Annotated in this window: 25 protein-coding genes and 1 tRNA gene; 8 read left to right on the top strand and 18 right to left on the bottom strand. The window is 61.7% G+C overall.

The annotated features are described in order from the left end of the window. Positions 1-166 precede the first annotated feature (166 nt). Positions 167-242: transfer RNA gene (locus ACEXP3_RS22360), tRNA-Lys, on the bottom strand. 110 nt (positions 243-352) lie between these two features. Further along, on the bottom strand, positions 353-613 hold the full coding sequence (locus ACEXP3_RS22355) for a DUF2171 domain-containing protein (protein WP_377299416.1): 261 nt from the start codon (positions 611-613) through the stop codon (positions 353-355). Between the two features lie 268 nt (positions 614-881). Between ACEXP3_RS22355 and ACEXP3_RS22350 the strand changes: the two genes are divergently transcribed. Next, the gene (locus tag ACEXP3_RS22350) at positions 882-1523 is read left to right on the top strand and encodes a GntR family transcriptional regulator (RefSeq protein ID WP_377299415.1); all 642 of its coding nucleotides are present in this window, start codon (positions 882-884) and stop codon (positions 1521-1523) included. A gap of 97 nt (positions 1524-1620) precedes the next feature. On the opposite strand, the gene sufA is transcribed toward ACEXP3_RS22350, so the two are convergent. From sufA to ACEXP3_RS22305, 9 genes are all read right to left on the bottom strand, one after another. Beyond that, a complete protein-coding gene (sufA, locus tag ACEXP3_RS22345) occupies positions 1621-2013 on the bottom strand; it encodes a Fe-S cluster assembly scaffold SufA (protein ID WP_210105141.1) in 393 nt (130 codons plus the stop codon). A 91-nt stretch (positions 2014-2104) separates the two neighbouring features. Next, positions 2105-2392, bottom strand: coding sequence for a type II toxin-antitoxin system RelE/ParE family toxin (locus tag ACEXP3_RS22340; protein WP_377299414.1), 288 nt, complete (start codon positions 2390-2392; stop codon positions 2105-2107). Then, a complete protein-coding gene (locus tag ACEXP3_RS22335) occupies positions 2392-2667 on the bottom strand; it encodes a ribbon-helix-helix domain-containing protein (protein ID WP_377299413.1) in 276 nt (91 codons plus the stop codon). Before ACEXP3_RS22335 ends, ACEXP3_RS22340 begins: the two co-directional genes overlap by 1 nt. 45 nt (positions 2668-2712) lie before the next feature. After that, on the bottom strand, positions 2713-3093 hold the full coding sequence (locus ACEXP3_RS22330; RefSeq protein WP_210105144.1) for an SUF system Fe-S cluster assembly protein: 381 nt from the start codon (positions 3091-3093) through the stop codon (positions 2713-2715). A 10-nt stretch (positions 3094-3103) separates the two neighbouring features. Continuing rightward, complete coding sequence (locus ACEXP3_RS22325; protein ID WP_377299412.1) at positions 3104-4342, bottom strand: cysteine desulfurase; 1239 nt, start codon at positions 4340-4342, stop codon at positions 3104-3106. A 197-nt stretch (positions 4343-4539) separates the two neighbouring features. Next, positions 4540-5814, bottom strand: coding sequence for a Fe-S cluster assembly protein SufD (gene sufD, locus ACEXP3_RS22320; RefSeq protein ID WP_377299411.1), 1275 nt, complete (start codon positions 5812-5814; stop codon positions 4540-4542). 24 nt (positions 5815-5838) lie between these two features. Then, entirely contained in the window at positions 5839-6594 is a 756-nt protein-coding gene (gene sufC, locus ACEXP3_RS22315; protein ID WP_210105147.1) for a Fe-S cluster assembly ATPase SufC, read from the bottom strand. A gap of 163 nt (positions 6595-6757) precedes the next feature. Next, positions 6758-8227 carry a Fe-S cluster assembly protein SufB gene (gene sufB, locus ACEXP3_RS22310; RefSeq protein ID WP_377299410.1) on the bottom strand — a complete coding sequence of 490 codons (1470 nt, stop codon included), beginning with the start codon at positions 8225-8227 and terminating at the stop codon, positions 6758-6760. A 164-nt stretch (positions 8228-8391) separates the two neighbouring features. After that, on the bottom strand, positions 8392-9558 hold the full coding sequence (locus tag ACEXP3_RS22305) for a cysteine desulfurase family protein (RefSeq protein ID WP_377299409.1): 1167 nt from the start codon (positions 9556-9558) through the stop codon (positions 8392-8394). A 211-nt stretch (positions 9559-9769) separates the two neighbouring features. Between ACEXP3_RS22305 and ACEXP3_RS22300 the strand changes: the two genes are divergently transcribed. Next, a complete protein-coding gene (locus ACEXP3_RS22300; RefSeq protein WP_210105151.1) occupies positions 9770-10447 on the top strand; it encodes an alpha/beta hydrolase in 678 nt (225 codons plus the stop codon). A gap of 81 nt (positions 10448-10528) precedes the next feature. On the opposite strand, the gene ACEXP3_RS22295 is transcribed toward ACEXP3_RS22300, so the two are convergent. Further along, positions 10529-11704, bottom strand: coding sequence for a GGDEF domain-containing protein (locus ACEXP3_RS22295; RefSeq protein WP_210105152.1), 1176 nt, complete (start codon positions 11702-11704; stop codon positions 10529-10531). A gap of 400 nt (positions 11705-12104) precedes the next feature. Here ACEXP3_RS22295 and tyrS point away from each other — a divergent pair, with 400 nt between their 5' ends. Next, positions 12105-13361 (top strand): tyrosine--tRNA ligase, encoded by a 1257-nt coding sequence (tyrS, locus tag ACEXP3_RS22290; RefSeq protein WP_210105153.1) that lies wholly within the window; start codon positions 12105-12107, stop codon positions 13359-13361. 90 nt (positions 13362-13451) lie between these two features. Here tyrS and ACEXP3_RS22285 read toward each other — a convergent pair whose 3' ends face one another. Further along, on the bottom strand, positions 13452-16874 hold the full coding sequence (locus ACEXP3_RS22285; protein WP_377299408.1) for a hypothetical protein: 3423 nt from the start codon (positions 16872-16874) through the stop codon (positions 13452-13454). A gap of 114 nt (positions 16875-16988) precedes the next feature. On the opposite strand from ACEXP3_RS22285, the gene bcp reads away from it, so the two are divergent. The 5 genes from bcp (at position 16989) to ACEXP3_RS22260 (ending at position 21864) form a co-directional block, all read left to right on the top strand. After that, positions 16989-17456, top strand: coding sequence for a thioredoxin-dependent thiol peroxidase (gene bcp, locus ACEXP3_RS22280; RefSeq protein WP_377299407.1), 468 nt, complete (start codon positions 16989-16991; stop codon positions 17454-17456). A 13-nt stretch (positions 17457-17469) separates the two neighbouring features. After that, positions 17470-18333: a ferritin-like domain-containing protein gene (locus tag ACEXP3_RS22275; protein ID WP_377299406.1), complete on the top strand. Its 864-nt coding sequence runs from the start codon at positions 17470-17472 to the stop codon at positions 18331-18333. Between the two features lie 85 nt (positions 18334-18418). Then, positions 18419-19756, top strand: coding sequence for a M23 family metallopeptidase (locus ACEXP3_RS22270; protein WP_377299405.1), 1338 nt, complete (start codon positions 18419-18421; stop codon positions 19754-19756). Between the two features lie 175 nt (positions 19757-19931). Beyond that, the gene (locus ACEXP3_RS22265) at positions 19932-21446 is read left to right on the top strand and encodes a DEAD/DEAH box helicase (protein ID WP_377299404.1); all 1515 of its coding nucleotides are present in this window, start codon (positions 19932-19934) and stop codon (positions 21444-21446) included. Between the two features lie 7 nt (positions 21447-21453). Then, entirely contained in the window at positions 21454-21864 is a 411-nt protein-coding gene (locus tag ACEXP3_RS22260; RefSeq protein WP_377299403.1) for an NUDIX domain-containing protein, read from the top strand. Positions 21865-21945: 81 nt separating this feature from the next. Here the strand turns inward: ACEXP3_RS22260 and ACEXP3_RS22255 are convergent, their stop codons facing one another. The 5 genes from ACEXP3_RS22255 to ACEXP3_RS22235 form a co-directional block, all read right to left on the bottom strand. Then, entirely contained in the window at positions 21946-22284 is a 339-nt protein-coding gene (locus ACEXP3_RS22255) for an AzlD domain-containing protein (RefSeq protein ID WP_377299402.1), read from the bottom strand. Beyond that, positions 22281-23048 carry an AzlC family ABC transporter permease gene (locus tag ACEXP3_RS22250; RefSeq protein WP_377299401.1) on the bottom strand — a complete coding sequence of 256 codons (768 nt, stop codon included), beginning with the start codon at positions 23046-23048 and terminating at the stop codon, positions 22281-22283. The genes ACEXP3_RS22255 and ACEXP3_RS22250 overlap by 4 nt, the downstream gene beginning before the upstream one ends. Positions 23049-23149: 101 nt before the next feature. Continuing rightward, positions 23150-25672: an ATP-dependent Clp protease ATP-binding subunit ClpA gene (clpA, locus tag ACEXP3_RS22245; protein WP_377299400.1), complete on the bottom strand. Its 2523-nt coding sequence runs from the start codon at positions 25670-25672 to the stop codon at positions 23150-23152. Positions 25673-25681: 9 nt separating this feature from the next. After that, complete coding sequence (gene clpS / locus ACEXP3_RS22240; RefSeq protein ID WP_210105163.1) at positions 25682-26035, bottom strand: ATP-dependent Clp protease adapter ClpS; 354 nt, start codon at positions 26033-26035, stop codon at positions 25682-25684. Between the two features lie 259 nt (positions 26036-26294). Next, positions 26295-26645, bottom strand: a complete 351-nt coding sequence (locus tag ACEXP3_RS22235; protein ID WP_377299399.1) for a phasin family protein — start codon at positions 26643-26645, stop codon at positions 26295-26297. Between the last annotated feature and the right edge of the window lie 10 nt (positions 26646-26655).

Genomic DNA, 26655 nt, shown 5'->3' with positions numbered 1-26655 from the left:
GCGACAAGGACGCCCTGATCTACCATCCGACTTGGGAGCTTCGCTATCTCGACGCCCCATCGCCCCAGACGAGGGAGGACGTGTGAACATGAAAAAGTACCGTCCGACTTTTCCGACTTCATCCGACATCGGAAAACCAAATGTCGGAAGTCGGATGGCCGGAAAGTGGTGAGAGCGAAGGGGTTCGAACCCTTGACCTACTGATTAAAAGTCAGTTGCTCTACCGGCTGAGCTACGCTCTCCCGAGGCGGGTATTGACTGCCCTTCGAAAGTGCGCGGAACATAGGCAGGTCGCCTTCCGCGGTCAACCCGCGAAAGGCGAAATTATGGGATGTTTCAACAGCGAAATATCTTAATGGGCGCTGCTGCCGTTTTCTTCCTGCTCGTAGGACACAGAGACCGAGCCATTGGAGGAGAGCCGCACGGTATCTCCATCGGCATAGGCCACCAGCGAGAGCGGGATGAAGTGATGATGGCCTTCATGGCTTCCTTCGCCGCTGTCGCGCTTGGTGAGCTTGATTCGGCCGTCCACCACGCGGTCCACCGTGCCGACCGGAATGCCATCGGCGCCAATGACCTTTGCGTGTTCCTGAATACGTTCTGCCTCGATCATGATCATCTCCGTCGTTGGGTTTCGATGGAGAGCAAACGCCTGGCGGCTGAAAAGGATGCATAGGAGCGGCGTGGCGTGGGTCTGGCGGTCCGACATGTCGCTCGACCAGATCCCAAGGCAGCGAGTGATTCTGAACGGTTTCCTCTTGCTTTGTATGGCCATGCGAAGCGGCCGTTAGCAGCGAGGGGGAGCACAGACTGCACTGATATATCAGCATAAGACTGGGCGTGATTTGCGATGGCAGAAGAACTGATATATCAGATCTGTCATGAAGACCGTCGACACGCCTCCAGCATCCGATTCCCTTGCCCGCCAGGCCTACGACGCGCTCGAGCAGATGATCGTGATGCTGCGCCTGGCGCCGGGTGCGCTCGTGACGGAGAAGCAGCTGATCGAGATCGCCGGCCATGGCCGCACGCCGGTGCGTGAGGCAATTCAGAAGCTGGAATGGCAGGGCTTGATGCTGGTGCGTCCGCGCGTCGGGCTGCAGGTCGCCGAGATTGAGGCCGGTGATGCTGCCGACATCATGGCCGTGCGCTGCCGGCTGGAGCCACTGGCTGCATCTCTTGTGGCAACCCACGCCGATGAGCGCCAGCGCACGCGGCTGGTAGATTGTGCGCGCGACATGACGACGGCGGCAGCCACCGCAGACATGGCGGGGTTCCTGGCGGCAGACAAGCGCTTCGACGATATCGTGGACGAAGCCTGCCCCAACCGCTTCATCACCAGCGCGCTTGCGCCCTTGCGCAGCCATTCGCGTCGCCTGTGGTTTTCCACCGCCGATATCGAGGCGATGGACCGATCAGTCGGCCTGCATGTCGGGGTCATCCGCGCCATCGGAAGAGAGGATGCAGCGGGCGCTGGCGTCGCCACGGAAAAGCTGCTCGACGACTTGATCAGAACCGGCTGATTCGATCAGCGGACAGTGACGTCCCGGCCGGTGTGTGAGGATGCGAATGGTCCGATCACCCGGCGCAACCGGACGATTCGGGCGGCGCGGCCAGGGTTCAGGCCGAGGGTGCCTGCCCTGCCCTTTCCCGGGCAAGTGCCGCCAGATCGGCAGGTTTCAGCTCCACCGATTCGCCGCAGCCGCAGGCGGATGTCTGGTTGGGATTATTGAAGGTAAAGCCGGAGCGCATCCTGGTGACTTCAAAATCCATCTGCGTGCCGAGAAGATAAAGCACGGCCGACGGCTCGACCCAGACGCTTGCGCCGCCATGCTGGATGAGATCATCCTTGGCATTGGGCTCGGTCACCAGATCGATCGTATATTCCATGCCGGCGCATCCGCCCTTCTTGATGCCGACGCGGATCCCGAGCGCCTGCGGCCCGGCATTGTCAACAATTGCCTTCACGCGATCGGCGGCGGCATCGGTCATGGTCATCACGGCAAAGCCCATCGGCTCATTCTCCTTCACGCAACCGGGTTCAAGGCCCGGCGGTTTCGTTTCTCAATGTAGGCACACCAGGGCGCACGATCAATAACTGTGTTCACCGAACCAGTTTTGGCCAGTCGCGCGCGGCATGCAGAACACGCAGAATATCGATGTTCGTCTCGTTGATTTGATAGAAAATCAGATACCCATCTTTCGGAAACATGCTGACGTTCAGCCGATCACTTTGCCGTTGCGTTCCAGCTCCAGGCATCGCAGCCAGAAAATCAAATGTCGCATAGATCTCAATCTGCCAGCGCAAGGCGGCGCGCGGGTTCCGCAGAGCGATATAGGACATGATCTGATAGATATCGCGCTCGGCCAGCGGCCTGAGACGATAAGCCATCAGGCCTTGACCCCAAACTCGCGCACGAATTCCGCGCGAAGACGCCGGAAGGATTCCTCACCATCAATGGGTTCGCCGCTGTCCAGCCCCTGCTGGATCAAGCTATCAAGCTCCTCGACGGAAAAATTGCCAACCATGCGCTGCGCTTGCCAGGCATTGAGCGCCGCGGCAACCACCTCGTCCGGCGATTGAAAATCGCCCGACTGAACGACACTCTCCACGAGGTCGCTCATGTCAGGCGAAAGCTCGATGCGAATGGGATGTGCGCGCGCCATGAAAGGTTACTCCGCTTCCGACACGAGATTAGCGCATCGCGGCCCTCAATACCAGCCGACGGCCACCTGCGCCTCTTCCGACATGCGCTCGGGCGTCCATGGCGGATCAAACGTCATCTCCACTTCGACGCCGGACACGCCTTCCACGGCGCCGACGGCATTTTCAACCCAGCCCGGCATTTCGCCGGCGACCGGGCAGCCGGGCGCCGTCAGCGTCATGACGATCTTCACCATGCGGTCGTCTTCGATGTCGATCTTGTAGATCAGCCCGAGCTCGAAGATATCGGCCGGAATTTCCGGGTCGTAGACCGTCTTCAGCGCCGAAATGACGTCGTCGGACAGGCGCGCCAGCTCCTCCTGCGGAATTTGAGACTGGATCAGCCCCTCGCGGGCATCCCATTTCAGTTCGGGTTCGTCGATAGCCATGGCAAAATCCTCAGGCAAAGAAGTTTCGCGCGTAGTCGAGCGCGTCGGCCAGCGCGTCCACTTCGGCGCGCGTGTTGTACATCGCAAAGGATGCACGGCAAGTGGAGGTGACGCCGAAGCGTTTCAAGAGCGGCATGGCGCAATGGGTGCCGGCCCGCACGGCCACACCCTTGCGGTCGATCACCATCGACACGTCATGGGCATGAATGCCGGCAAGCTCGAAGGAGAAGATCGCCCCCTTGCCCGGCGCATTGCCGATGATGCGCAGCGAATTGATCGCCGTCAGCCGTTCGGTCGCATAGGCGGCGAGATCGGCTTCATGGGCGGCAATCTTGGCGCGGCCGATGCTTTCGATATAGTCGAGCGCATAGCCAAGACCAATTGCCTGAACGATGGGCGGGGTGCCGGCCTCGAAACGGTGCGGCGGATCGTTATAGGTGACGAAATCCTGCTCCACGTCGATGATCATCTCCCCACCGCCCTGGAAGGGGCGCATCGCAAACAGACGCTCCTTCTTGCCATAGAGCACGCCGATGCCGGAGGGGCCGTAGAGCTTGTGGCCGGTCATCACATACCAGTCGCAGCCGAGATCCTGCACATCGACCGGCATGTGGACGGCGCCCTGGCTGCCATCGACCAGCACGGGAATGTCGCGCTCGCGGGCGACGCGGCAGACATCCTTGATCGGCACGATGGTGCCGAGCGCATTGGACATCTGGGTGATCGCGATCAGCCGTGTCTTTTCCGTGAGGCACTTTTCCAGATCTTCCAGATGGAAGGCACCATCCTCGTCGACCGGCACCCACACCAGCTTCACACCCTGCCGCTCGCGCAGAAAGTGCCAGGGCACGATGTTGGAGTGGTGCTCCATGATCGACAGAACGATCTCGTCGCCTTCCTTCAGATGCGTCATCGCCCAGCCATAGGCGACCGTGTTGATGGCTTCCGTGGAGTTCTTGGTGAAGACGATCTCATCGACACTCGGCGCGTTCAGAAACCGGCGCACCTTTTCGCGCGCGGCCTCGTAAGCCTCCGTCGCGGCATTCGAGAGATAATGCAGGCCGCGATGGACATTGGCATATTCGGCCGAATAGGCGTGAGAAATGGCATCGATCACGCTTTGCGGCTTCTGCGCCGAGGCGCCGTTGTCCAGATAGACCAGCGGCTTGCCGTGGACCATCGTCGAGAGGATCGGGAAATCCCGGCGGATCGCCTCGACGTCATAGGTGGTCGAATTCAACTGGCCCATCGCAGACCCTTTCGATTTCCGCTTTCGGACAGAGCCCTCGCACGAGGCCACCTGATGCCGACAAGCATCGCTCCTTGCTCAGCGTTTTTCTCGGCTCTTGGCCGAGGATCCATTCACGGTGCAGCAAACCCCTCCGTCATGCTCGGGACGAGCCCGAGCCTGCGGCAAGAGAGGTCGCGCCGCACAGGCCGGCCCTCTCAGGCGTGCCGTTCGAGCCAGCTCGAAATGATGGCTTCAAGTGCCTCGACCAGCTGCTCGTCTTCCAGTTCCTCGACGATCTCCGCCACGAAGGCGTTGACCAGCATGGCGCGCGCCTTGTTCTTCGGAACGCCGCGGGCCATCAGGTAATAGAGATGGTTGGCGTCGATATCGGCAACCGTTGCGCCATGGCCGCACTGCACGTCATCGGCAAAGATTTCCAGTTCCGGCTTTGCCGAAAACTCCGCCTCGTCCGACATCAGAAGCGTGTTGCAGGCCATGCGGGCATCGGTCTTCTGCGCATCCAGCGCCACCTTGATCATGCCCTGGAACACGCCGCGGGCGCGATCGAACACCACATTGCGAAAAATTTCCGTCGAGGTGGTGTTGGGCACATGATGGCCGAGAACCAGCGTCACATCCGTATGCGTTTCGCCTCCGAGAAGGTTGACGCCGCGCAGCTGCAGATCGGAGCCTTCGCCGGCCACGTCAATCCGCAGCTCCTGGCGCACCAGCTTGCCGCCGGCATTGATGACGTAGAGCCGCAGCTTGGCATTGGAGCCGACGCGCACGCGCAGCTGACCAAGATGCGTATCAGCCGAACCCTGCTGCTGCACGATGATCCAGGTCACATCGGCGCCGTCTTCCAGCGAAATATCGCTGACGGACGTCACGAAGGCCTCGCCCTTGGCGGTCGGCAGATGTCGCTCGATCACGGTTGCCTTTGATCCGGCACCAAAGCTCACCGGAAAGCGGGTATGCACCTGTCCATCGCCATGAAGGACCTGGATTTCCACCGGCTTTTCGATCGTGGCGTCAGCGGGAAACTCCAGCACGTAACCATCGCGCACGAAGGAGCCGTTGATCTTGCCGATCGTGTCGTCGCGGTCGATCACCGACAGGCCAGGAGCTGCCGTGCCTTCCGACAGCATGTCCGAAAAGGCGTTCACCAGCACGCCACCGATTCCGACTTTCTGATCGGCAAGGCCATGGCGGGTTGTGATGACGGCAGATCCTGCCACCAGCGGTTCCGGCGCATCGACCACGGCGGCCGGCACGGCCGCCGGGATGGCGCGCAGCAGCGTCTTCAAATCCGTATAATGCCAGGCCTCGATGCGGCGTGTCGGCAAACCGTTGCTCTTCAAGTCATCGACAAGGCGGTCGCGGGCGCTGATCACCGCACCATTGCCCGGCAGCTCACCCACCTGGGCGTTGAACGCCTCGATCAACGCAGCTTCCGCGGCCGTCTGCCGGGCTGTCGTCTGCATGTTCATGGCAAAAATCCTTCTGCTGGCGCCTCAGGCCGCTTCGCCGATGATGTCGGCATAGCCATTGGCTTCCAGTTCGTGCGCCAGGCTCTTGTCACCGGTGCGGATGATCTGGCCCTTGTAGAGAACGTGGACCGTATCCGGCACGATGTAGTCGAGCAGGCGCTGGTAATGGGTGATGACGATGACGGCGCGATCGGGCGAACGCAGCGCGTTGACGCCGTCCGCGACGATCTTCAGCGCGTCGATGTCGAGACCGGAATCGGTCTCGTCCAGCACGCACAGTTTCGGCTCAAGCAGCGCCATCTGCAGGATTTCCGCGCGCTTCTTCTCGCCACCGGAAAAGCCGACATTCAGCGGACGCTTCAGCATGTCCGGGTTGATCTTCAGCTCGGCCGCCGATTCCTTGACGCGACGGATGAAGTCCGGCGTCGTCAGTTCCGCTTCGCCGCGCGCCTTGCGCTGCTCGTTCATCGCGACCTTGAGGAACTGCATGGTGGCAACGCCAGGAATTTCGACCGGATACTGGAAGGCAAGGAAAATGCCCTTCGCCGCACGCTCGGCCGGATCCAGTTCCAGAATGCTTTCGCCGTTATAGAGGATCTCGCCGTCGGTCACCTCATAGTCCTCGCGGCCCGACAGGATGTAGGACAGCGTCGACTTGCCCGACCCGTTCGGTCCCATGATGGCCGCCACTTCGCCAGCCTTCACGGTGAGGTTCAGGCCACGGATGATTTCGGTGCCGTCTTCGGCAATCCGGGCGTGCAGGTTCTTGATCTCAAGCATGTTTGTCGTCCTGTCCAAAAGCGGTTCAAGGGCCGCTTGTTACCGTGTGCGCCATCCCGGCGCTTGTTCCATCATCCCCGGGCTTGCCCCAAGGATCCATAAATCTGCGTCACCTCGGGCCGTGGATCCTCAGGACAAGCCCGAGGATGACGACACCTGACGGTTAGCCCACGCTTCCTTCAAGCGAAATCCCGATCAGCTTCTGGGCCTCGACCGCAAATTCCATCGGAAGTTCCTGGATGACTTCCTTGACGAAACCGTTGACGATCAGCGCAATCGCCGCTTCCGTCGGAATGCCGCGCTGCAGGCAGTAGAACAGCTGGTCTTCCGAAATCTTCGACGTGGTCGCCTCGTGCTCGAACTGGGCGGAGGAATTCTTCGCCTCGATATAGGGCACGGTATGCGCACCGCAGCGGTCCCCGATCAGCAGCGAGTCGCACTGCGTGAAGTTGCGGGCATTGGTGGCCTTGCGATGCGCCGAGACCTGACCGCGATAGGTGTTCTGCGACACGCCGGCGGCAATACCCTTAGAGACGATGCGGCTCGAAGTGTTCTTGCCGAGATGGATCATCTTGGTGCCGCTGTCGATCTGCTGATGACCGTTGGAGACGGCAATCGAGTAGAATTCGCCGCGGCTGTCGTCGCCGCGCAGGATGCAGCTCGGGTATTTCCAGGTGATGGCCGAACCGGTTTCCACCTGCGTCCACGAAATCTTCGAGCGATGGCCGCGGCAATCGCCACGCTTGGTGACAAAATTGTAGATGCCGCCCTTGCCCTGCGCATCGCCCGGATACCAGTTCTGCACCGTCGAATACTTGATCTCGGCATCGTCCAGAGCTACAAGCTCGACGACCGCCGCATGCAGCTGATTTTCATCGCGCTGCGGCGCTGTGCAGCCTTCCAGATAGGACACATAGGCGCCCTCTTCGGCGATGATCAGCGTGCGCTCGAACTGGCCGGTGTTCTTCTCGTTGATGCGGAAATAGGTCGACAGTTCCATCGGGCAACGCACGCCCTTCGGCACGAACACGAAGGAGCCGTCCGTGAAGACCGCCGCATTCAGCGTCGCGTAATAATTGTCGGTCGTCGGCACCACGGAGCCGAGATATTTCTTCACCAGGTCCGGATGCTCGCGCACGGCTTCCGAGATCGACATGAAGATCACGCCGGCCTTGGCCAGTTCCTTCTTGAAGGTGGTGACGACCGAGACCGAATCGAACACGGCATCGACGGCCACGCGCGGCTTTTCGACGCCGGCGAGGATTTCCTGTTCCCGCAGCGGAATGCCGAGTTTCTCATAGACCTTCAACAGTTCCGGATCGACCTCTTCCAGCGAGGTCGGGCCGGGGGTCGTCTTCGGTGCCGCATAATAATGCAGGTCGCTGAAATCGATTTTCGGGTAATCGACGCGCGCCCAGGTGGGCTCTTCCATCGTCAGCCAGCGGCGATAGGCGTCGAGACGCCATTCCAGCATCCATTCCGGCTCCTGCTTCTTGGCGGATATGAAGCGGATGATCTCTTCGGAAAGGCCCTTGGGAGCCTTGTCGACTTCGATGACGGTTTCGAAGCCATACTTGTACTGGTCCACATCGATCTGGCGAACCTGATCGATCGTCTCCTGCACAGCAGCCATGTTCATTCTCCAATCTCGCCGGAATCAAGGGTCCGGCAGCTTGTCGGTCGTGGCGGGGGTCCGCCTCTATGTAGGCGCCAGAAGGCGGTTTTCACACCGTTTGGCAAGCATATTTTTGCGTTTTCGCAACAGATCGGTCGGGTCGCCGCGAATAGTTCACCGCATTACGCGGCCTGTCCGGGCAGCCTGCGCCGCCCGGCAATTCTGGTGAAGGCCGCAAGAGCCTTTTCGATATCCTGGCCGGTGGTGTCCGGTCCGAGCGAGATACGCAGTGCCCCGAGGCCCGGATCGCATCCCATTGCCGCCAGCACGTGGCTCTGCCCGGTCTTGCCAGAGGCGCAGGCAGAGCCGGCAGACAGCGCCACGCCCTCGAGGTCGAAGGCGATCTGGCCTGTTTCCGACTTGAGGCCGGGCAGTGTGAAAAACGTCGTATTGGCCACCCGCGCCACGCCGGCTCCGTGGATGATCACATCCGGTGCCACCGCCGCCATTCCAGCCTCCAGAACGGCGCGCAACTCTCCGATGCCGGCGTTTCTCGCGGCAAGATCAGTCGACGCCTGCTCGGCGGCTGCGCCAAAGCCGATGATGCCGGGAAAATTCTCCGTGCCGGAGCGATGGCCCTTTTCCTGTCCGCCGCCATGGATCAGCGGCCTTGGCATCATCACCTCGCCGCGCGACACGAGGGCGCCCACGCCCTTCGGCCCGCAGATCTTGTGCGAGGAGAGAATGAGAAAGTCGGCATCCAGCGCCTGGATGTCGAGCGGAATGCGCCCGGCTGCCTGTACGGCATCCACCACCAGCAGACCGCCCTTTTGATGCACGAGGCGCGCAACCTCTTCGACCGGCTGGATGACGCCGGTCTCATTGTTGACCAGCATGACCGCAACCATCGGCAGGCCTGCTGCCATATCGTGACGCGCAAGCGCTGCCTCCAGCACCGCAAGATCGATCACACCCTGCGGCGTCACCGCAATCTCGCTGATCTTTCCGGGCAGAAAACGCCCGCCTTCGCGAACGGCCGGATGTTCGATGGCCGAGACGTACAGATGCCCGACAGCAAGCGGCGCGCGCCCCATGCGATAATCCGGCGTCAGCACCAGATTGGCCGCTTCCGTCGCACCACTGGTAAAGATCACATGCTGCGGATCACCACCGATAAGCGCTGCCACCTGCCGGCGGGCGCGATCAAGACCGGCGCGGGCCGCACGGCCCTCCGCATGCACCGAAGAGGCGTTGCCCGGCAGGGCGTAGGCGTCCAGCATGGCGCTTCTTGCCGCCTCAGAGAGCGGCGCCGTCGCGTTCCAGTCCAGATATGTCCGTGCCGTTGCCATTGCCTGCAGAGCTTCCCGGTCTAGATCTTCCCGTGCGACGCATTTTCCTTGAAATTTTCGCCGCGCATGCCGTATGAGACGACCAACTGGGCGGCACACGCCAGCCCACTTTCGAATGGTTCTAAACTGTTTCTAGAAAAGATGAGCGACTTCGTCAAGTCAAAGCCATCATGAAACAGTTGGAAACATCAAAAAGCTGACCGGAGTACCGATGCCCGAAGTGATTTTCAACGGCCCTGCAGGCCGCCTCGAAGGACGTTACCAGCCCTCCAAGGAAAAGAGCGCACCGATCGCGATCATCCTGCATCCGCATCCGCAGTTCGGCGGCACGATGAACAACCAGATCGTATACCAGCTCTTCTACATGTTCCAGAAGCGCGGCTTCACCACGCTGCGCTTCAACTTCCGCAGCATCGGCCGCAGCCAGGGTGAATTCGACCACGGCGCCGGCGAATTGTCGGATGCGGCCTCCGCGCTCGACTGGGTGCAGGGCCTGCATCCCGATTCCAAGAGCTGCTGGGTTGCGGGCTATTCCTTCGGCGCCTGGATCGGCATGCAGCTCCTGATGCGCCGTCCGGAAATCGAAGGCTTCATGTCGATTGCGCCGCAGCCGAACATCTACGACTTTTCCTTCCTCGCGCCCTGCCCGTCGTCTGGCCTCATCATCAATGGCGACGGCGACAAGGTGGCTCCGGAAAAGGATGTGAACGGCCTCGTCGAAAAGCTGAAGACGCAGAAGGGCATCCTCATCACCCACCGCGTCGTCGAAGGGGCAAACCACTTCTTCAACGGCAAGGTGGAGCCGCTGATGGCCGAATGCGAGGATTACCTGGACCGTCGCCTGAACGGCGAACTGGTGCCGGAACCGGCCGCCAAGCGCATCCGCTAAGACGTTCGATGCTTTCCACGTCCTGATCAGCGAACGGCCCTTCGGGGCCGTTTGGCATTCTGGGACAGGACGAAAGCCAACTCAGACGAGCGTCAGGGTCATCGGTGCGTGCTGGCGATAGAGGCGCACGCAATTGCGTCCCGCCTCCTTTGCCTCGTAAAGGGCGCGATCGGCCTGCCTCAGCGCCGTCGATAGATCCGCGGACGAACTGAAGGTGGAAACGCCGAAACTCGCAGTTGCCCGAAAGGCCGGCGGCAGCCCGGGAACGACCTGCATGGCCAGAGATCCACGCAGGGCCTGCGCCAGCATGAGCGCCGCATCCGCCATCTGCCCGGGCAGCAGCACGCAAAACTCTTCGCCGCCGATGCGCCCGATAATGGCATTGTCAGGCGCGCTGGCGGTCAGCAACTGGCCGAACAGGCTGATCACAGAATCGCCGCTCAGATGGCCGTAGGTATCGTTGATCTTCTTGAAGTGGTCGAGATCGCACAGGATCAGCGCATACGGTCCATTGGGCTGGCGCCGCAGCAAGCGTTCGCAGTGATTGTCGAAACCGCGCCGGTTCAAAAGCGACGACAGCGCATCAACTTCGGAATTGCTGCGCTCGTCCGCCATGATCTGCAGCACCAGAACGGCAAGCAGCATCAGCCCCGTCATCACCATCAGCACGGCTGTCATGCTCTGGGAAATCAGGGCGTAATTGGACCCGATATAATCTTTCGCCGTCACCCCGGCTCCAAAAATCACCGCAAGGGCCGCCTTGAGGGGAAAATGCGCGGCGGTGACGAGAAGGAGCGTCAGAAGAGCGCGGTCGACGGCGGCGCGATACGGCGAACGCATGACCGCAAGCGCGCTGAACAGGAGCGCGATGCCAAAGGGCATCTGGTAGAGGAACGCATGCCCCAGACTGCCCCGCGGCAAGGGATAGATCAGGGCGTCTGTTGCCAAAGCCGCACAGCAGAAGATGACGAGCATCACCCGGTCGGCCGGTGCCCCGTAAAGCTTGCCGATACCGACCCGCAACAGCAGAAGCCCGGCAAGGACGGTGGCAAACGCAAGCCAGGCGCCGAACCTCACAAAGTCCGTATGCGCCACCAGAAGTTCTGCGGGCGCCGACAGGGAGGCAACCGCAAATCCTGCGGCAAACCACCGGGCGGCTTCGCGCGACCGGCTACGGGTGGACACGACGATGAACACCACGGCAAATGACATCGCGATGAAGAAATTCATGACGAGGAAAAAGTCGGCGCCGTTCATAACCCTCGTCCTTCCTCCATGTCTCGACGCCTTCGCCATCCAGCGGGCGCAGGAACGGTTACCATCGCTGCTTCCGAGCCTCCGAAATAACGGTATCCTCCGCAGGTCACGGGTCCCGAAAGCCGAAGGGGCACTGCGGCCAAGGCCGGCCCATCGCTATGCGAATAATGCCACCTCCGTCGTTTTGATACAGTGCAGCATGGGTTCGTTTCAATGTGCAACGCAAACAAAACGCTAAAATTCGCATCCGTCGCCGCGATAGGCTGGCAACGTCGCCCCCTTATGCGCCTGGACAGAACCGCGCGCGTCAACTTTTGAAGTGATTATCCGGGCAAAGAGTGCTAGAGGCGCGGCACGCAAGAGCCAATCCTCACAAAGCAACATCTGCCAGAGATCGATCATGTCCAGGTTCAAATCCGACTTCCTCCGCACCCTCGACGAGCGCGGCTTCATCCACCAGGTTTCCGACGAAACCGGGCTGGATGACCTGCTGGCGAAAGAGACGGTGACGGCCTATATCGGTTACGACCCGACGGCCTCGAGCCTGCATGTCGGCAGCCTGATCCAGATCATGATGCTGCACTGGTTCCAGCAGACCGGCCACCAGCCGATCTCCCTGATGGGGGGCGGCACCGGCATGGTCGGCGATCCCTCCTTCAAGGAGGAAGCCCGCCAGCTGATGACCGTCGACAAGATCGAGGAGAACATCGCCTCGATCAAGCGCTGCTTTGCCCATTACCTCAACTACGAGGCGGGCCCGAAGGGCGGCGCTCTGATGATCAACAATGCCGAATGGCTGCGCGGCCTGAACTACCTCGAATTCCTGCGCGACGTCGGGCGCCACTTCTCGGTCAACCGCATGCTGTCCTTTGACAGCGTGAAGACGCGGCTCGACCGCGAGCAATCGCTGTCCTTCCTCGAATTCAACTACATGATCCTGCAGGCTTACGATTTCGTCGAGCTCAACAAGCGCTACGACTGCCGTCTGCAGATGGGCGGCTCCGACCAGTGGGGCAATATCATCAACGGCATCGATCTTGGCCACCGCATGGGCACGCCGCAGCTTTACGCCCTGACCTCGCCGCTCCTGACGACCTCGTCCGGCGCCAAGATGGGCAAGTCGGCCTCCGGCGCCGTCTGGCTGAACGCCGACCTGCTGTCGGCCTACGACTTCTGGCAGTACTGGCGCAACACCGAGGACGGTGATGTCGAGCGCTTCCTGAAGCTCTACACGACGCTGCCGATGGACGAGATCAAGAAGCTCGCAAGCCTCGGCGGCTCGGAAATCAACGAGGCCAAGAAGATCCTGGCGACCGAAATCACCGCGATCCTGCATGGCCGTGCGGCCGCCGAAGCCTCGGCCGAGACGGCCCGCAAGACCTTCGAGGAAGGACAGCTGTCCGACAACCTGCCCTCGATCGAGGTGGCATCGGCAGAACTGGAGGCCGGCATCGGCCTCCTCGCCTTGATCGTCAAGGCAGGCCTTGCCGCCTCCAACGGCGAAGCGCGCCGCCACGTTCAGGGCGGTGCCGTGCGCATCAACGACCAGCCGGTGGCCGACGAGCGCAAGCTGATCGGCGCGGGTGAAGTCACCGGCGACGGCGTGATCAAGCTGTCGCTCGGCAAGAAGAAGCATATTCTGGTGCGCCCAGCCTGAAGCAACCACCGCCATCCCGAACGGAAAACCCGGCAGCCATCTGCCGGGTTTTTGTTTGCCCGCATAAACATGGCTGCAAAGGCAGCGGGCTTACTGGAACTCGAAGATCTGGCGAAAGACGCCGGGCGCGATGATCGACAGCGGGTTGACCGTCAGTTTCGGCTGGTCGAAACGACCGGCCACCTTGAAGGTGATGCCGAGCAGACCGCGGTCGCGGCCATTGCCGAGGATGGCACCGATGATCGGCAGTTCGGCAAACAGCCGGTTGAGGCCATAGGCCGGCATGAAGGTGCCGGTCATGTCCATGCGCCCTGCAGCATCGCGCAGCATGCCCTGGAAGGTAGCGCCGATCTGTTCGCCGCGCACCACGCCGTTTTCCACGGACAACGCTCCCCCGCGATAGACGAGGCGGGCAAAGGCACGCTGGAATTTTTCCGAACTGACGTCTATATCCCGCTTCACCGCCGCATTGAGGCTTCGCCCATCCTCGCCGACCGGCGTCGAGACGATGGACTGCAGGCGGTTTTCATTGACCAGCGAGAAGCTGCGGATATCGACCGAACCGCTCATGTCACCCGCTGCTTCGTTGTTCAGCCGGATATTGAGCAAGCCGCCGCGCATATGATCATAGAGATTGGCAAACCGCACGAGCGCGCCGGCATCGCCACCGGTGAGCGTGATCGTTTCGCCGCCTTCGCCGGCACCGGCCGCCGTCTGGGCCACCACCGCCTGTCCGCTGCCGGTCACGGCGTTGAGATCCACCTGGCGCAGCTTGCTGGCGCGAAGGGTGAGCGAGAAATCGACATTCCCGAGGCTCTCGTCATTGAAGCCGATGACCCGGTCGAGCTTGGCGCGTACCCGCACGCTGCTTGACGCCTTGTCACCGCCGCCACCGGCACCGGAACCGCCCTGCGCACGCATCTGCTGCAGGACAGGGCGCAAATCTGCGGCTTTGCCGGAGGCTGAAATATCGTAGAGTCCCTTGGATCGCCGCACAGACACGGCAAGATCATCGGCAGGCGACAGCTGAACCTGCGAGAAATCGCCGGAGACCAGCCCACCCGTTCCCATTTTCAGATCGCCGCGCACGCCAAAGCCATCGCCGCTGACGTCCAGCTTGTGAATATCGGCGCTGCCGTCCTTCTCGCTGAGCTCAAACGTGGCGGTCGCCGGAATTCCGCTGCCCTTGCTCCAGCCGATCCCCGGCACCGATAGAACGGCAGCGGCAAGATCGAGCTTCACGCTCTGGCGATCATCATCGATGCGCTTCACCTCGACACCGACCGGTCCGCTGACGATGTCGGAAAGACCCGGCGCCAGCTTGTCGCGCTGCTCGTTGCTGAGCGTCGTCGTCACGAGCAGGTCGCGCGCCACGTTGGATGTCTTGCCAATCGGCTCGACCAGCTTGATCTGGGCGGGAACCGCATCGATGGTGCCTTTGGCGGACAGCCGGGCGGCGCTGCCGTCAATGTCGAGATCCCCCTCCAGATTGCCGATCTTTCGCCCGGCAATCGGTTGGCCGACATCGACGCCCTGCAGATCGATCTTGGCACTGAACGCAGGTTTCGGCGGATTTTGCGATGCCACCAGGCCGAACCGTGCCGTCACCGCCGCCTCGGCATCGCCCTTGAAATCGTCCGGCTTGAACGACAGGTTTTTAAGCCCGTCGATGGGCTTGAAGCTGGCAAGTTCGGCCAGCGCATCCGCCGATCCGGTGACGTTGAGCGACAGATCCGCCATCAACGGCTGCCGATAGGTGGATTCGATGACGAACCGGCCCTCATCGACCACGACCTGGCGCCCGGAGGGGAAATAGGACGCAGCCTTGCGGACCCCGACGTCGACGCGCGCGCCCTGCACCTCCACATGGCCGCCAAGGTCGCGCACAGGGGCAAGATCACCCGGGAGCGTCAGCCTCGTATCGGCAATGTCGAACGCGATCCTCAGTTCGTTGCTGTCCAGTTGCAGCGGGATGCCGGGTCCATGCATCCGGCCTGCCGGAATGAAGACCGAAATCGACCCATTGGTAACGGTGCCGCCAAACATGTTGGCCACGGCCCAGTCGCGGGCCTTGCGCGCCATCCAGAACGGCCACAGCTGCTTGACACCCGCCACATCCATGCGGGGCAACTGCGCGCCAAAACTGATTTCCGGCGAAACGACACCGGGGAAATGCACCTTCAGCGCGCCCGCCATCTGGCCTGCGGGGCTCGATACCTGCATGTCATCGAATTCGAGCACGTGATCGGCGGAAAAATATCGGCCCGTGGTATTGAGATCGAAGAGGACGGGCTGTTCGCCGCCATTGGCCGCCTGTGCATGGCCGCCGCTGATCAACATGCTGATGCCGAAGCCGGGCCGCGTTTCCGCGGTATTCAGCCGATCGAGATCAACGATCGCGCCGGTCAGCGGCAGGACAGTCGGCCCGAAGCGGAACTTCGACGGGCGGATCTCGATGGTGTTGCGGGCAAAATCATAGGCCGTGTGAACTTCCGCACCGGACAGTTCCTGGCCGACGCCGTCGAAATAGAAGAAGCCCGGCGCGTGGTGAATGCTCGCCTCGATCGAGGGCTCGTTTTCCTGCGTATCACGGGTCGCCTTGAGATCAAGGTCGATCGCACCCTGCAGGCCCTCGCGCGGCTCACCGTCCGGCATCCGCTGCAGGAGGAAGGGCGTCATGTCGAGGCCGGCCACATGCGCCGTCAATTGCCGCGTCACGCCGTTGACCGCTGTTGCCTGCACATTGAGGTTGGCGCGCCGGCCGTCGAGCTCCAGGATCCCGGTCAGCCCCACCATGCCTTCCTGCGTGAGCGCCAGCTTCAGATCATCGATGATAAGCGTCGAGACCTTACCCTCGCGATTCGGCGGAAACTGGATATTGATGCCGTTGATGCGCACGAGCGCAGTCCCCGTGCGCTCGATGATGCCGCGCGCCTCGTCCAGGCGCTGGAAGGCCTGTTCAAGCGCTGCCGGCAGGCGGTCGACGCGGGTTTTTGACAGATCCATCGGATCGCCGGCCGGCAGAAGCGCCGTATCGAGCGAGATATTGTCGGCTTCCATGCGGCGGATCGAGACCCGGCCGCTGAGGAGCGCCACAGGATCGATGGCAAGGCGGATGGCGGCGGTGCGGGTCAGATGCTCGCCGGTCGCCACTTCGACAATGTCCACGTCACGGGCTTCCAGCGCCAGGCGGAAGTCGTGGTCGAAGCGGATGGCCGTCGAGCCGACGGTTGCGCTGTAACGGTTGCCGATGGCGTTGGACAGCGCGCTTTGGGCGCGCGCATTCAGTGCCCCATCGATCGTGCCGGTTTCGATGGCGAAAAAACCGCTGATCACGGCACCGGCGCAAAGGGCGAGAAACAGAAGACAAAAGCGCAGGATGCCTTGCGCACGCGAACGGTCGCGCGGGCAGTGCACGATCAGCGGATCATGCACCTGCGCGGAGGGAAGTTCATGCAGCGCGACCATATCCTTGCGGCCGAAGCTGACCTTTTCCCCTCTGATTTCCGCCATTTTTCTCCAAAGCTCATGCCACCGGTCGGCCGGGGTGATCTGGACCGACGCAGCGCCAGTATATAACGATTAAGGTGACATTTACCTCATATGCAGGCGAAAGAAAGGAAAACTATGACGGACCTCACAAGCGGCATGCCGGCTCCGGATTTCACCCTTCCCCGCGATGGCGGCGGTGACATCACCCTGTCCGCCTTTGCGGGCAGGCCGGTGGTTGTCTATTTCTACCCCAAGGACGACACCAGCGGCTGCACCACCGAGGCACTGCAGTTTACCGCTCTCTCCGCCGAGTTCGAAAAACTGGGCGCCACCGTCATCGGCGTTTCGCCGGATTCGGCCGCCAAGCACGACAAGTTCGTGAAGAAGCACAGCCTTTCCGTGGCTCTCGCCGCCGACGAGGAGCAGGTGGCGGCCAATGCTTACGGCGTCTGGAAACAGAAGAGCATGTACGGCAAGACCTATATGGGCATCGAGCGCTCCACCTTCCTGATCGCAGCCGATGGCACGATTGCCCGCGTCTGGCCGAAGGTGAAGGTGGAAGGTCATGCGCAGGAAGTGCTTGAAGCGGTGAAGGCCTTGTGACAAGGACGGGGCCATGACAGAGGCCCCGCACCAACCCGAAGACCTGCCGAAAACTCCGCTGCCGCCGGCATCGTCGCTGCGTGCCGGTGCAATCCTTGCCATTTCGTCTGCCGATCTCGACGTGAAGACGGAACTGGCGCAGCAGACCGCGACACGTTGGTTCGAGCGGCGCCTTTCGCTGCGATCGCCGCTCGATCCGCCGCTGCCGGACCGCCCGGGGCGCCCCGCCAAACCGGATCTGGTGCCGCCGAAGCTCGTGGAAAAACGCTCGCTGCACACGGTCAAGGGCCGCATCGCCATCCTGCACGCCATTGCCCATATCGAACTCAACGCGGTCGACTTGGCGCTCGATATCGTTGCCCGCTACGCAACCGAGCCGGTGCCGAATTCCTTCTTCGACGGCTGGATGCAGGTGGCCTTCGAAGAAGCCAAGCATTTCCGCATGGTGCGCAAGCGGCTGAACGATCTCGGCGCCGATTATGGCGACATGCCGGCCCATGACGGGCTCTGGCAGGCCGCCCATTCCACCCGCAATGACCTGACCGCCCGGCTGGCCGTCGTGCCGCTGATCCTCGAAGCGCGCGGGCTCGACGTCACGCCATCGTTGCAGGCCAAGATGCGCGAAACCGGCGATCATGAAACCGCAGCCGTGCTCGATGTCATCTACACGGACGAGAAGGGTCATGTGGCAATCGGCGCGAAGTGGTTCCGCTTTCTCTGCGCGCGGGAACGCAAGGATCCGGCCGCAACCTTCAAGGACCTGGTGCGCGCCAATTTCCGCGGCGCCCTCAAGCCTCCGTTCAATGATCTCGCCCGCGCCGAAGCCGGCCTCACACCCTCCTTCTACCGCGCCCTGACCGCCACCAGCAGCGCCTGAACGCCCCAAATTAACGCCTTATTAACCTTAACGGGTTCTAATCTATCCATGGTAGACGGCTTTGGGGATTGGCTGGGGGACGAGCGTGGCAACAGCTTGCGACAATCGCGTCTTTGGCAAAAAAGCCTCAAGACCCGTGCTCATCCTGGCATCCGGCGACAGAGTGCGTCACATGACCATCCGCCCCTGGATGGTGGCCGCCGGCGCGACCCTGCTCATCATTCTCTCTATCGGCTATTTCGCCGCGACTGCCTATCTGGTGATGCGTGACGATCTGATCGGTGGATCGCTCGCCCGCCAGAGCCGTATCCGGCAGGCTTACGAGGAGCGCATATCGGGCCTGCGCGCCCAGATCGACCGCATCACCTCGCGCCAGCTCATCGACCAGCAACTGGTGGAAGACAAGGTGAAACAGCTTGTCGAGCAGCAGAATGCCCTGCTGTCGCAGCACGGCAAGCTCGGCAATCTCCTGCAGCGGGCGCAAGCGTCGGGCCTGACCACCGAGACGACCGTGCAGACGGCGCAAGGACAAGCCCAGGCCTACCAGCCGATCACGACGGACGAACCCACCGCGCGCAATCGTGCGCTGAAAGCCATCGAACGCCTGATCATGCCCGAGATCACGCCGGCGAGCGAACGTGACGGCAAGGGCGCAAAACTCGGCTTCCTGCCGCTTCGCGACCAGCCGCTTCCGGCAAAAACCGCCGGCGAGAAGACAGGGCGCGCCCTGCTCCAGGTGACGCAATCGCTGAGGAGCATCGAGCATGAGCAACTGGCGCGCATTCGCGACCTGACGGCAACCGCCGATGAAACGACCGATGCCATGACGTCGATCATGCGCCGCACGGGGATCTCCGTTCCGCCGCCGCAGGCCGCAAAGAACGAGGACGGCGGCATTGGCGGCCCGTTTATCGAACCGGCGGCTATCGACCTTTTCGACAGCCAGCTCGACCAGCTGGATGCCGCCCTGACGCGGCTTGAAACCGTGCGCCAGACAGCTGTGAGCCTGCCCTATGGCAACCCTGCCCCCGGCCACGATATCACCAGCCGCTTCGGCAACCGCATCGATCCCTTCCTCGGGCGGCTGGCCCTGCACGCGGGCATCGACTTCGATGCCGAAACCGGCGCGACCGTGCGCGCCACCGGCGCCGGCCGGGTCACCGTCGCCGGCGACTACAGCGGCTATGGCAACATGGTGGAGATCGACCACGGCCATGGCATCACCACCCGCTACGGCCATTTGTCGCGTATTCTGGTGTCCGAGGGCGATCTGGTGTCGAATGGAGACATCATCGGCCGGGCCGGTTCGACGGGCCGCTCGACCGGGCCGCATGTCCATTACGAGGTGCGCCGCGATGGCGCCGCTATCGATCCCATCCACTTCCTCAATGCGGGGCTGAAACTGACATCCTACTTGAAATAAGCTAAAACTGTTCCGATCTGATCTGTAAGTGCAGTCGGATTTACCAATCCGGCAGGCAAACGCGCTGTTTTCTTGACTTTGGCTCTTATTGCGCCTATGTCGCGCCCATCGTCGGACGCCAAGCGGATCCGACTCACAGCGTTCTTCGTGAACCGGAACGGAAATAGTTTTCTCTTTGACCACATTTGCTGATCTTGGCCTGAGCCAGAAAGTCCTTTCTGCCGTCACCGACGCGGGTTACACCATTCCCACGCCGATCCAGGCTGGCGCCATACCTCATGCGCTGCAGCGTCGCGACATCTGCGGCATCGCACAGACAGGCACGGGCAAGACGGCCTCGTTCGTACTGCCCATGCTGACGCTTCTGGAAAAGGGACGGGCCCGCGCGCGCATGCCGCGCACGCTGATCCTAGAGCCGACGCGCGAACTGGCAGCGCAGGTTGCAGAGAACTTCGAAAAATACGGCAAGAACCACAAGCTGAATGTCGCCCTTCTCATCGGCGGTGTCTCCTTCGAAGAGCAGAACCGCAAGCTGGAGCGCGGCGCAGACGTTCTGATCTGCACCCCCGGCCGCCTGCTCGACCATTGCGAACGCGGCAAGCTTCTGATGACAGGCGTTGAAATCCTTGTCATCGACGAAGCCGACCGCATGCTCGACATGGGCTTCATCCCGGATATCGAACGCATCGCCAAGATGATCCCGTTCACCCGCCAGACGCTGTTCTTCTCGGCCACCATGCCGCCGGAAATCCAGAAGCTGGCCGATCGCTTCCTGCAGAACCCGGAACGCGTCGAAGTGGCCAAGCCCTCCTCGACGGCGCTCACCGTCACGCAGCGCCTCGTGGCCTCCCACAACAAGGATTACGAGAAGCGCGCTATCCTGCGCGATCTCATCCGCGCCCAGGACGACCTGAAGAACGCCATCATCTTCTGCAACCGCAAGAAGGACGTGGCCGATCTGTTCCGCTCGCTCGAGCGCCACGGCTTTTCCGTTGGCGCGCTGCATGGCGACATGGACCAGCGTTCGCGCACCGATATGCTGGCCGGCTTCAAGGCCAATGCAATTACCCTTCTGGTTGCCTCCGACGTTGCCGCTCGCGGTCTTGATATTCCAGACGTCAGCCACGTGTTCAATTTCGACGTGCCGATCCATGCGGAGGATTATGTCCACCGCATCGGCCGCACCGGTCGCGCCGGCCGTTCCGGCCGCGCCTTCACGCTGGTGACGAAGTCTGACACCAAATTCCTCGACGCCATCGAGAAGTTGATCGGCAACAAGATCGAATGGCTGAACGGCGACATTTCGGCACTTCCCGCGCCGATGGAAAGCCAGGAAAGCGACCGCCCCCGCTCCAAGGGCCGTGATCGCGACAAGGATCGGGGCCGCGGCAGACGGTCCGCAGTTCCGAAGGCGGAGGCCCGCCCCGTTGAGGCCCCCGTCGTCATCGAAGAAGCGATCACCCCTATTGAAGCAAGGACGGACATCGTGAACACCGAGCAACACAAGGCGGATAACCGCAGGCCCCAGCACGGTGCGCGCAATGCAGTGCGCCAGCAGAACCCGGCCAATGACGACCAGCGCGAACGCCGCCAGCGGCATCACCGCGACCACGATGACGGTCCGACGCCTGTCGGCTTCGGCGACGACATCCCTGCCTTCATGCTGATCGTTGCCGGCGCCAAGGGCTGAAAAGCCAATGTCGCCAAAGCCGGGATCTGATTTTCCAGGCGTCGGAGCCGGTCTTGTGATCCGCCGTGACGACGGATGCATCCTCCTTTACAAGCGCGTCAAGGCGCCCGAGGCAGGTTTCTGGAACATCGTCGGTGGCAAGATCGACCACATGGAACACTCGGCCGAGGCGGCACGCCGCGAGGCCGAAGAAGAAACCGGCCTCTCCATTGGCCAGGTCGATTTTCTCTGCATCAGCGAGCAGCGAATCGAGGCCGACCGCCAGCACTGGCTGTCGATGATCTACATTACCTCCGATTTTTCCGGCGAACCGCAATTGACCGAGCCCGACAAGCTCTCGGCCATGGGCTGGTTTTCGCCCGACGACCTGCCGCAGCCGCTCTCGGTCTTTACCCGGGATGCCTTGCGCCATCTTTAAACATCTGATGGTTGTCTGACGCTCCCGGAAGCTCACTTTCCCCATTGATCGCCGCCCTTTGCCGACAGAGACCGGAAGAATTCAAAGCAGCAGCAAGCCTGCCGACAGGGCCGCAATCGACACGACGACGCAGACGATCACGCGCTGTCCGAAAACGAGAAAAGCGCCAAAGCCGAGGCCAAGGGCCCCGAGCCGCAGCCAGAGCGGCGAGCCGGCAAGCGCGCCGGTCGGAAAGACGACAAGCTTTGCCGTCACCGCCATCACCAGTGCCGTGGCCACCGCCCTCACCCAGTGCAGCGCCTCGGAATCTTCATCCAGACGATTGCCGACAAGAACGCCCAGCCAACGCCAGAGATCCGTCGCAAGCCAGCCCGCGACGATGATCACAAGATAGGTCCACCACCAGATATCGCCGTTCACGGGCCGTCCTCCAGCCCGGCGGCGCGTGGCGCGGCGCGGCGCGGGCGCACGAAAAAGCGGTCGATGACATAGGCGACTGTTCCGCCGCCGATGCCCGCATAGATAATGTCGAATTTCGGCTCGATCAGCGCCATGGCCGGTCCCATCACCACGCCGATGACAAAGGCCAGTTTCACCACCGAATGGCGTGCCGAGGCCCATATCGAGGCGAAGAAATAGACCGGCGTCAGCATGAACAGGCATCCCGCGACAATAGGCGGAAACTGCGCCACGATCCCGTAGCAGACCCCGACGATCACCGCATTGATCAGCGTCAGCGTGATCGAAAAGCCGGCGAAATAGGCGACACGCTTGTCGCGCGGCACGTCGTTCAGATGCTGGATGGCAAACACCCAGGAGGTGATCGCAACGAAATGCGAAAGAAACAGCAGAAGCCAGGTCGGGCTTTTTTCGTTCTTCATATCCGGCATGATGGAGGCGACCATCGGCATCATGCGGATGGAGGAGAGCGTCACGGCAAGAAAGCTCGCCGCAATCGGCGCACCGCCCACCATGGTGCCGATGAGGATCATCTTGGCCGGAAGCGCCCAGACGGCGAGCGTCATGAACACGGCCTGGCTGCGGGTGATGCCCGATTCCAGGGCAAAGGCGCTGAAGCCGACAAAGGATGTCATCAGGATGAGCGCCGGCAGCGACGTGATGCCACGCATGCCGGTGAAGAACCAGGAGACGCTGGAACGCGCGTCAGCTTGAGAAGAGAGCATCGATCCGTCCGGAATTGCCGTTCGCAATCGACCGGCATGCAGAAAAGGCAATGCCGGGGCTTTCATCAAAGCCCCGGCACAGGATTGTCAGATCGGACCGATCATTTCGACTTCGGCACGCGTGGAACGGTCGAGCCCTTGCGGGGCTTTTCCTTGTCCTCGGTCAGCACGTCTGTCTCCGCGTCAGACTTGGCCTTGATGGCCTTGCCCTTGGGCGGTGCCGACTTCGGATCGTCCTTCACCTTGCCCGGCTTTGCCTTGGACGACGCTTCGCCATCCTCGACGGCTTCCACCTCCGCTTCGGGCTTCGGCTTCACGGGTGCCGCCTCGGCAATCGATTCGAGAAGCAGCCCTTCGGTGCCGTCCGGCTTCTTGCCGACCGTCACCTTGACGACGCCACCCTTGCGCAGCGCGCCGAACAGGATCTCGTTGGCGAGCGGCTTCTTGATATGCTCCTGGATGACGCGCGACAGCGGGCGTGCCCCCATGCGCTCGTCATAGCCCTTTTCAGCGAGCCACGCGATGGCACCCTGATGCAGGTCGAAGGTCACGTTGCGTTCAGACAACTGGCTTTCCAGCTGCATGACGAACTTCTGTACGACCTGATGGATGACCTCGGTCGGCAGCGGCGCAAACGGGATCGTTGCATCGAGACGGTTGCGGAATTCCGGCGTGAACAGACGGTTCAGCGCCTCCTCGTCTTCGCCGGTGCGCTTGGACGACCCGAAACCGATGGCGGCCTTGGCCATTTCAGACGCGCCCGCATTCGTCGTCATGATCAGGATGACGTTGCGGAAGTCGATCTTCTTGCCGTTGTGGTCGGTGAGCGAGCCATGGTCCATCACCTGCAACAGAATGTTGTAGATGTCGGGATGCGCCTTTTCGATTTCATCGAGCAGCACCACCGAATGCGGATGCTGATCGACCCCATCCGTCAGAAGGCCGCCCTGGTCGAAACCGACATAGCCGGGAGGTGCACCGAGCAGACGCGAGACCGTGTGCCGCTCCATGTATTCCGACATATCAAAGCGCAGCAGTTCCACCCCGAGCGAGGAGGCAAGCTGCTTGGCGACTTCCGTCTTGCCGACGCCCGTCGGGCCGGAGAAGACATAGGAGCCGATCGGCTTGTTCGGTTCGCGCAGACCGGCACGCGCCAGCTTGATCGCCGTCGAGAGAGCCTCGATGGCGGCATCCTGACCGTAGACGACCGAGCGCAGTTCCTTGTCCAGGTTGGCCAGCACCGCCTCATCGTCCTTGGAGACGGTCTTGGCGGGAATGCGGGCCATCGTGGCGATGGTGACCTCGATCTCCTTTTCGGTGATCAGCTTGCGGCGCTTCGACGCCGGCAGCAGCATCTGGGCCGCCCCCGTCTCGTCGATCACGTCGATCGCCTTGTCCGGCAGCTTGCGGTCGGAAATGTAGCGCGACGACAGCTCCACCGCGGCCTTGATCGCCTCGTTGGTGTAGCGCAGCTTGTGATAGTCCTCGAAATAGGGCTTGAGCCCCTTCATGATCTCGATGGCGTCATCGATGGACGGTTCGTTGACGTCGATCTTCTGGAAACGGCGCACGAGTGCCCGGTCCTTTTCGAAGAACTGGCGGTATTCCTTGTAGGTGGTGGACCCGATGCAGCGGATGGCACCGGATGACAGCGCCGGCTTCAGCAGGTTCGATGCATCCATGGCGCCGCCGGATGTCGCACCGGCGCCGATCACGGTGTGGATCTCGTCGATGAACAGCACGGCGCCCGGAAACTCTTCCAGTTCCTTGACGACCTGCTTCAGACGCTCTTCGAAATCGCCGCGGTAACGCGTGCCGGCAAGCAGCGTGCCCATGTCGAGCGAGAAGATCGTGGCATCGGCCAACGCTTCCGGCACCTTGCCTTCGACGATGCGCTTGGCAAGGCCTTCGGCAATGGCGGTCTTGCCGACACCGGGATCGCCGACATAGAGCGGATTGTTCTTCGAGCGGCGGCACAGCACCTGGATGGTGCGGTTGACCTCCGAGTGACGGCCGATCAGCGGGTCGATGCGGCCGTTGACGGCCTTCTCGTTCAGATTGACGCAATAGGCCTTCAGCGCATCCTGTGGCTTCTTGGCAGAGCCTTCTTCCTGCTCGCGGCCGGGCTTTGCATCCGCATCGCTGTCCTCGGCACCGCGCGGCGGCCGCACCTGGGAGGCCCCGGGGCGCTTGCCGATGCCGTGGCTGATGTAGTTGACCGCATCATAGCGGGTCATCTCCTGCTCCTGCAGGAAATAGGCCGCATGGCTTTCGCGCTCGGCAAAGATGGCCACGAGCACATTGGCGCCGGTCACTTCCTCGCGACCGGACGATTGCACGTGGATGACGGCGCGCTGGATGACGCGCTGGAAGCCGGACGTCGGCTTGGAATCCTCGTCATAGCCCGTGATCAGGTTGGCGAGTTCGTTATCGACGTAATCGGAGACGGTCTTTTTCAGGACGTCGAGATTGACATTGCAGGCTCCCATGACGGCAGCGGCATCGGCATCGTCGATCAAGGCCAGGAGCAGGTGTTCCAGGGTAGCATATTCGTGGTGCCGCTCATTGGCGAAGGTCAGTGCCTGATGCAGCGCCTTTTCGAGACTAGGCGAAAATGTTGGCACGTCGGTTCCTCACTTCTTTTCCATGACACATTGCAGCGGGTGCTGGTGCTGGCGGGCAAAATCCATGACCTGGCTCACCTTGGTCTCAGCGACCTCGTACGTAAAGACCCCACATTCGCCGACACCGTGATTGTGAACGTGCAGCATGATGCGGGTGGCCGCTTCGCGGTCCTTCTGGAAAAAACGCTCCAGAATGTGAATGACGAAGTCCATCGGCGTGTAATCGTCGTTCAGCAGAAGCACGCGGTAGAGATTGGGCTTTTTCGTTTTGGCCTTGGTGCGCGTAATGACCGAGGTGCCGCGATTGCCGCCGTCTCCCTGTCCGTCCTTCTCGTCTTGCATGTAGATCGGCAATGCGATCATCTTTCTATCATTCCCCAACAGTCCGACGGCTCGTCCGAACGAACAGCCGGAGCCGGACATCAGAAGCACTTATCTAGTTCGCTGAACGCCGATTTTAAGCCCCTCGCGTCAACGCGCAATCACTATTCCGCGTGAAGAGGCCGATCGGGCGGGAAATTAACGCCATTGCCTCGGGCCTCACAAACAAAAACCGGCTGCGCCAGGAACGCAACCGGTTCTTTTTAACCCTCAAAAGCCTCGGTGCGACCTGCAGCCGGGCTCAGGCGGCGTTCGACACCACCACGGCCGTTGCCCGCGTCGCCGGCAGCTCGTAAGGTTTGTAGGCGCTCTTGGCGAGATCGGCATACAGGCTGCCGATCTTGGTCGCTTCCGCCACGAAGCCCTCGTAGGCGGATTTGGCAAACTTGCTCTGCAGCTCGAATGCGGTTTCGATGCTGCGAACAGCCAGCAGCTGCTCCAGGAAGCTGGTCAGCTCCTGTATCGACTTCTTGGAATATTCGCCGGTTTCCGATGCGATGGCCTGAAAGCCCTTCGTCACCTCGGCATAGTTTTTCAGCAGCCCGTCGACTGCTTCCTTGTTCTTCCGGCTGGCTTCATCGAGATTGAACATTTCCGCCTCC

The organism is Neorhizobium fuzhouense (assembly GCF_042611105.1).
Classification (GTDB): domain Bacteria; phylum Pseudomonadota; class Alphaproteobacteria; order Rhizobiales; family Rhizobiaceae; genus Neorhizobium; species Neorhizobium galegae_A.
The sequence above is the reverse complement of the archived record's forward strand: the minus strand, read 5'-3'. Positions and strand labels throughout refer to the sequence as shown.

Coding starts and splice junctions, on each gene's coding strand:
- ACEXP3_RS22355 (WP_377299416.1), bottom strand. CDS start 613: ATGATCGAGGCAGAACGTATTCAGGAACACGCAAAGGTCATTGGCGCC.
- ACEXP3_RS22350 (WP_377299415.1), top strand. CDS start 882: ATGAAGACCGTCGACACGCCTCCAGCATCCGATTCCCTTGCCCGCCAG.
- sufA (WP_210105141.1), bottom strand. CDS start 2,013: ATGGGCTTTGCCGTGATGACCATGACCGATGCCGCCGCCGATCGCGTG.
- ACEXP3_RS22340 (WP_377299414.1), bottom strand. CDS start 2,392: ATGGCTTATCGTCTCAGGCCGCTGGCCGAGCGCGATATCTATCAGATC.
- ACEXP3_RS22335 (WP_377299413.1), bottom strand. CDS start 2,667: ATGGCGCGCGCACATCCCATTCGCATCGAGCTTTCGCCTGACATGAGC.
- ACEXP3_RS22330 (WP_210105144.1), bottom strand. CDS start 3,093: ATGGCTATCGACGAACCCGAACTGAAATGGGATGCCCGCGAGGGGCTG.
- ACEXP3_RS22325 (WP_377299412.1), bottom strand. CDS start 4,342: ATGGGCCAGTTGAATTCGACCACCTATGACGTCGAGGCGATCCGCCGG.
- sufD (WP_377299411.1), bottom strand. CDS start 5,814: ATGAACATGCAGACGACAGCCCGGCAGACGGCCGCGGAAGCTGCGTTG.
- sufC (WP_210105147.1), bottom strand. CDS start 6,594: ATGCTTGAGATCAAGAACCTGCACGCCCGGATTGCCGAAGACGGCACC.
- sufB (WP_377299410.1), bottom strand. CDS start 8,227: ATGGCTGCTGTGCAGGAGACGATCGATCAGGTTCGCCAGATCGATGTG.
- ACEXP3_RS22305 (WP_377299409.1), bottom strand. CDS start 9,558: ATGGCAACGGCACGGACATATCTGGACTGGAACGCGACGGCGCCGCTC.
- ACEXP3_RS22300 (WP_210105151.1), top strand. CDS start 9,770: ATGCCCGAAGTGATTTTCAACGGCCCTGCAGGCCGCCTCGAAGGACGT.
- ACEXP3_RS22295 (WP_210105152.1), bottom strand. CDS start 11,704: ATGAACGGCGCCGACTTTTTCCTCGTCATGAATTTCTTCATCGCGATG.
- tyrS (WP_210105153.1), top strand. CDS start 12,105: ATGTCCAGGTTCAAATCCGACTTCCTCCGCACCCTCGACGAGCGCGGC.
- ACEXP3_RS22285 (WP_377299408.1), bottom strand. CDS start 16,874: ATGGCGGAAATCAGAGGGGAAAAGGTCAGCTTCGGCCGCAAGGATATG.
- bcp (WP_377299407.1), top strand. CDS start 16,989: ATGACGGACCTCACAAGCGGCATGCCGGCTCCGGATTTCACCCTTCCC.
- ACEXP3_RS22275 (WP_377299406.1), top strand. CDS start 17,470: ATGACAGAGGCCCCGCACCAACCCGAAGACCTGCCGAAAACTCCGCTG.
- ACEXP3_RS22260 (WP_377299403.1), top strand. CDS start 21,454: ATGTCGCCAAAGCCGGGATCTGATTTTCCAGGCGTCGGAGCCGGTCTT.
- ACEXP3_RS22250 (WP_377299401.1), bottom strand. CDS start 23,048: ATGCTCTCTTCTCAAGCTGACGCGCGTTCCAGCGTCTCCTGGTTCTTC.
- clpS (WP_210105163.1), bottom strand. CDS start 26,035: ATGATCGCATTGCCGATCTACATGCAAGACGAGAAGGACGGACAGGGA.
- ACEXP3_RS22235 (WP_377299399.1), bottom strand. CDS start 26,645: ATGTTCAATCTCGATGAAGCCAGCCGGAAGAACAAGGAAGCAGTCGAC.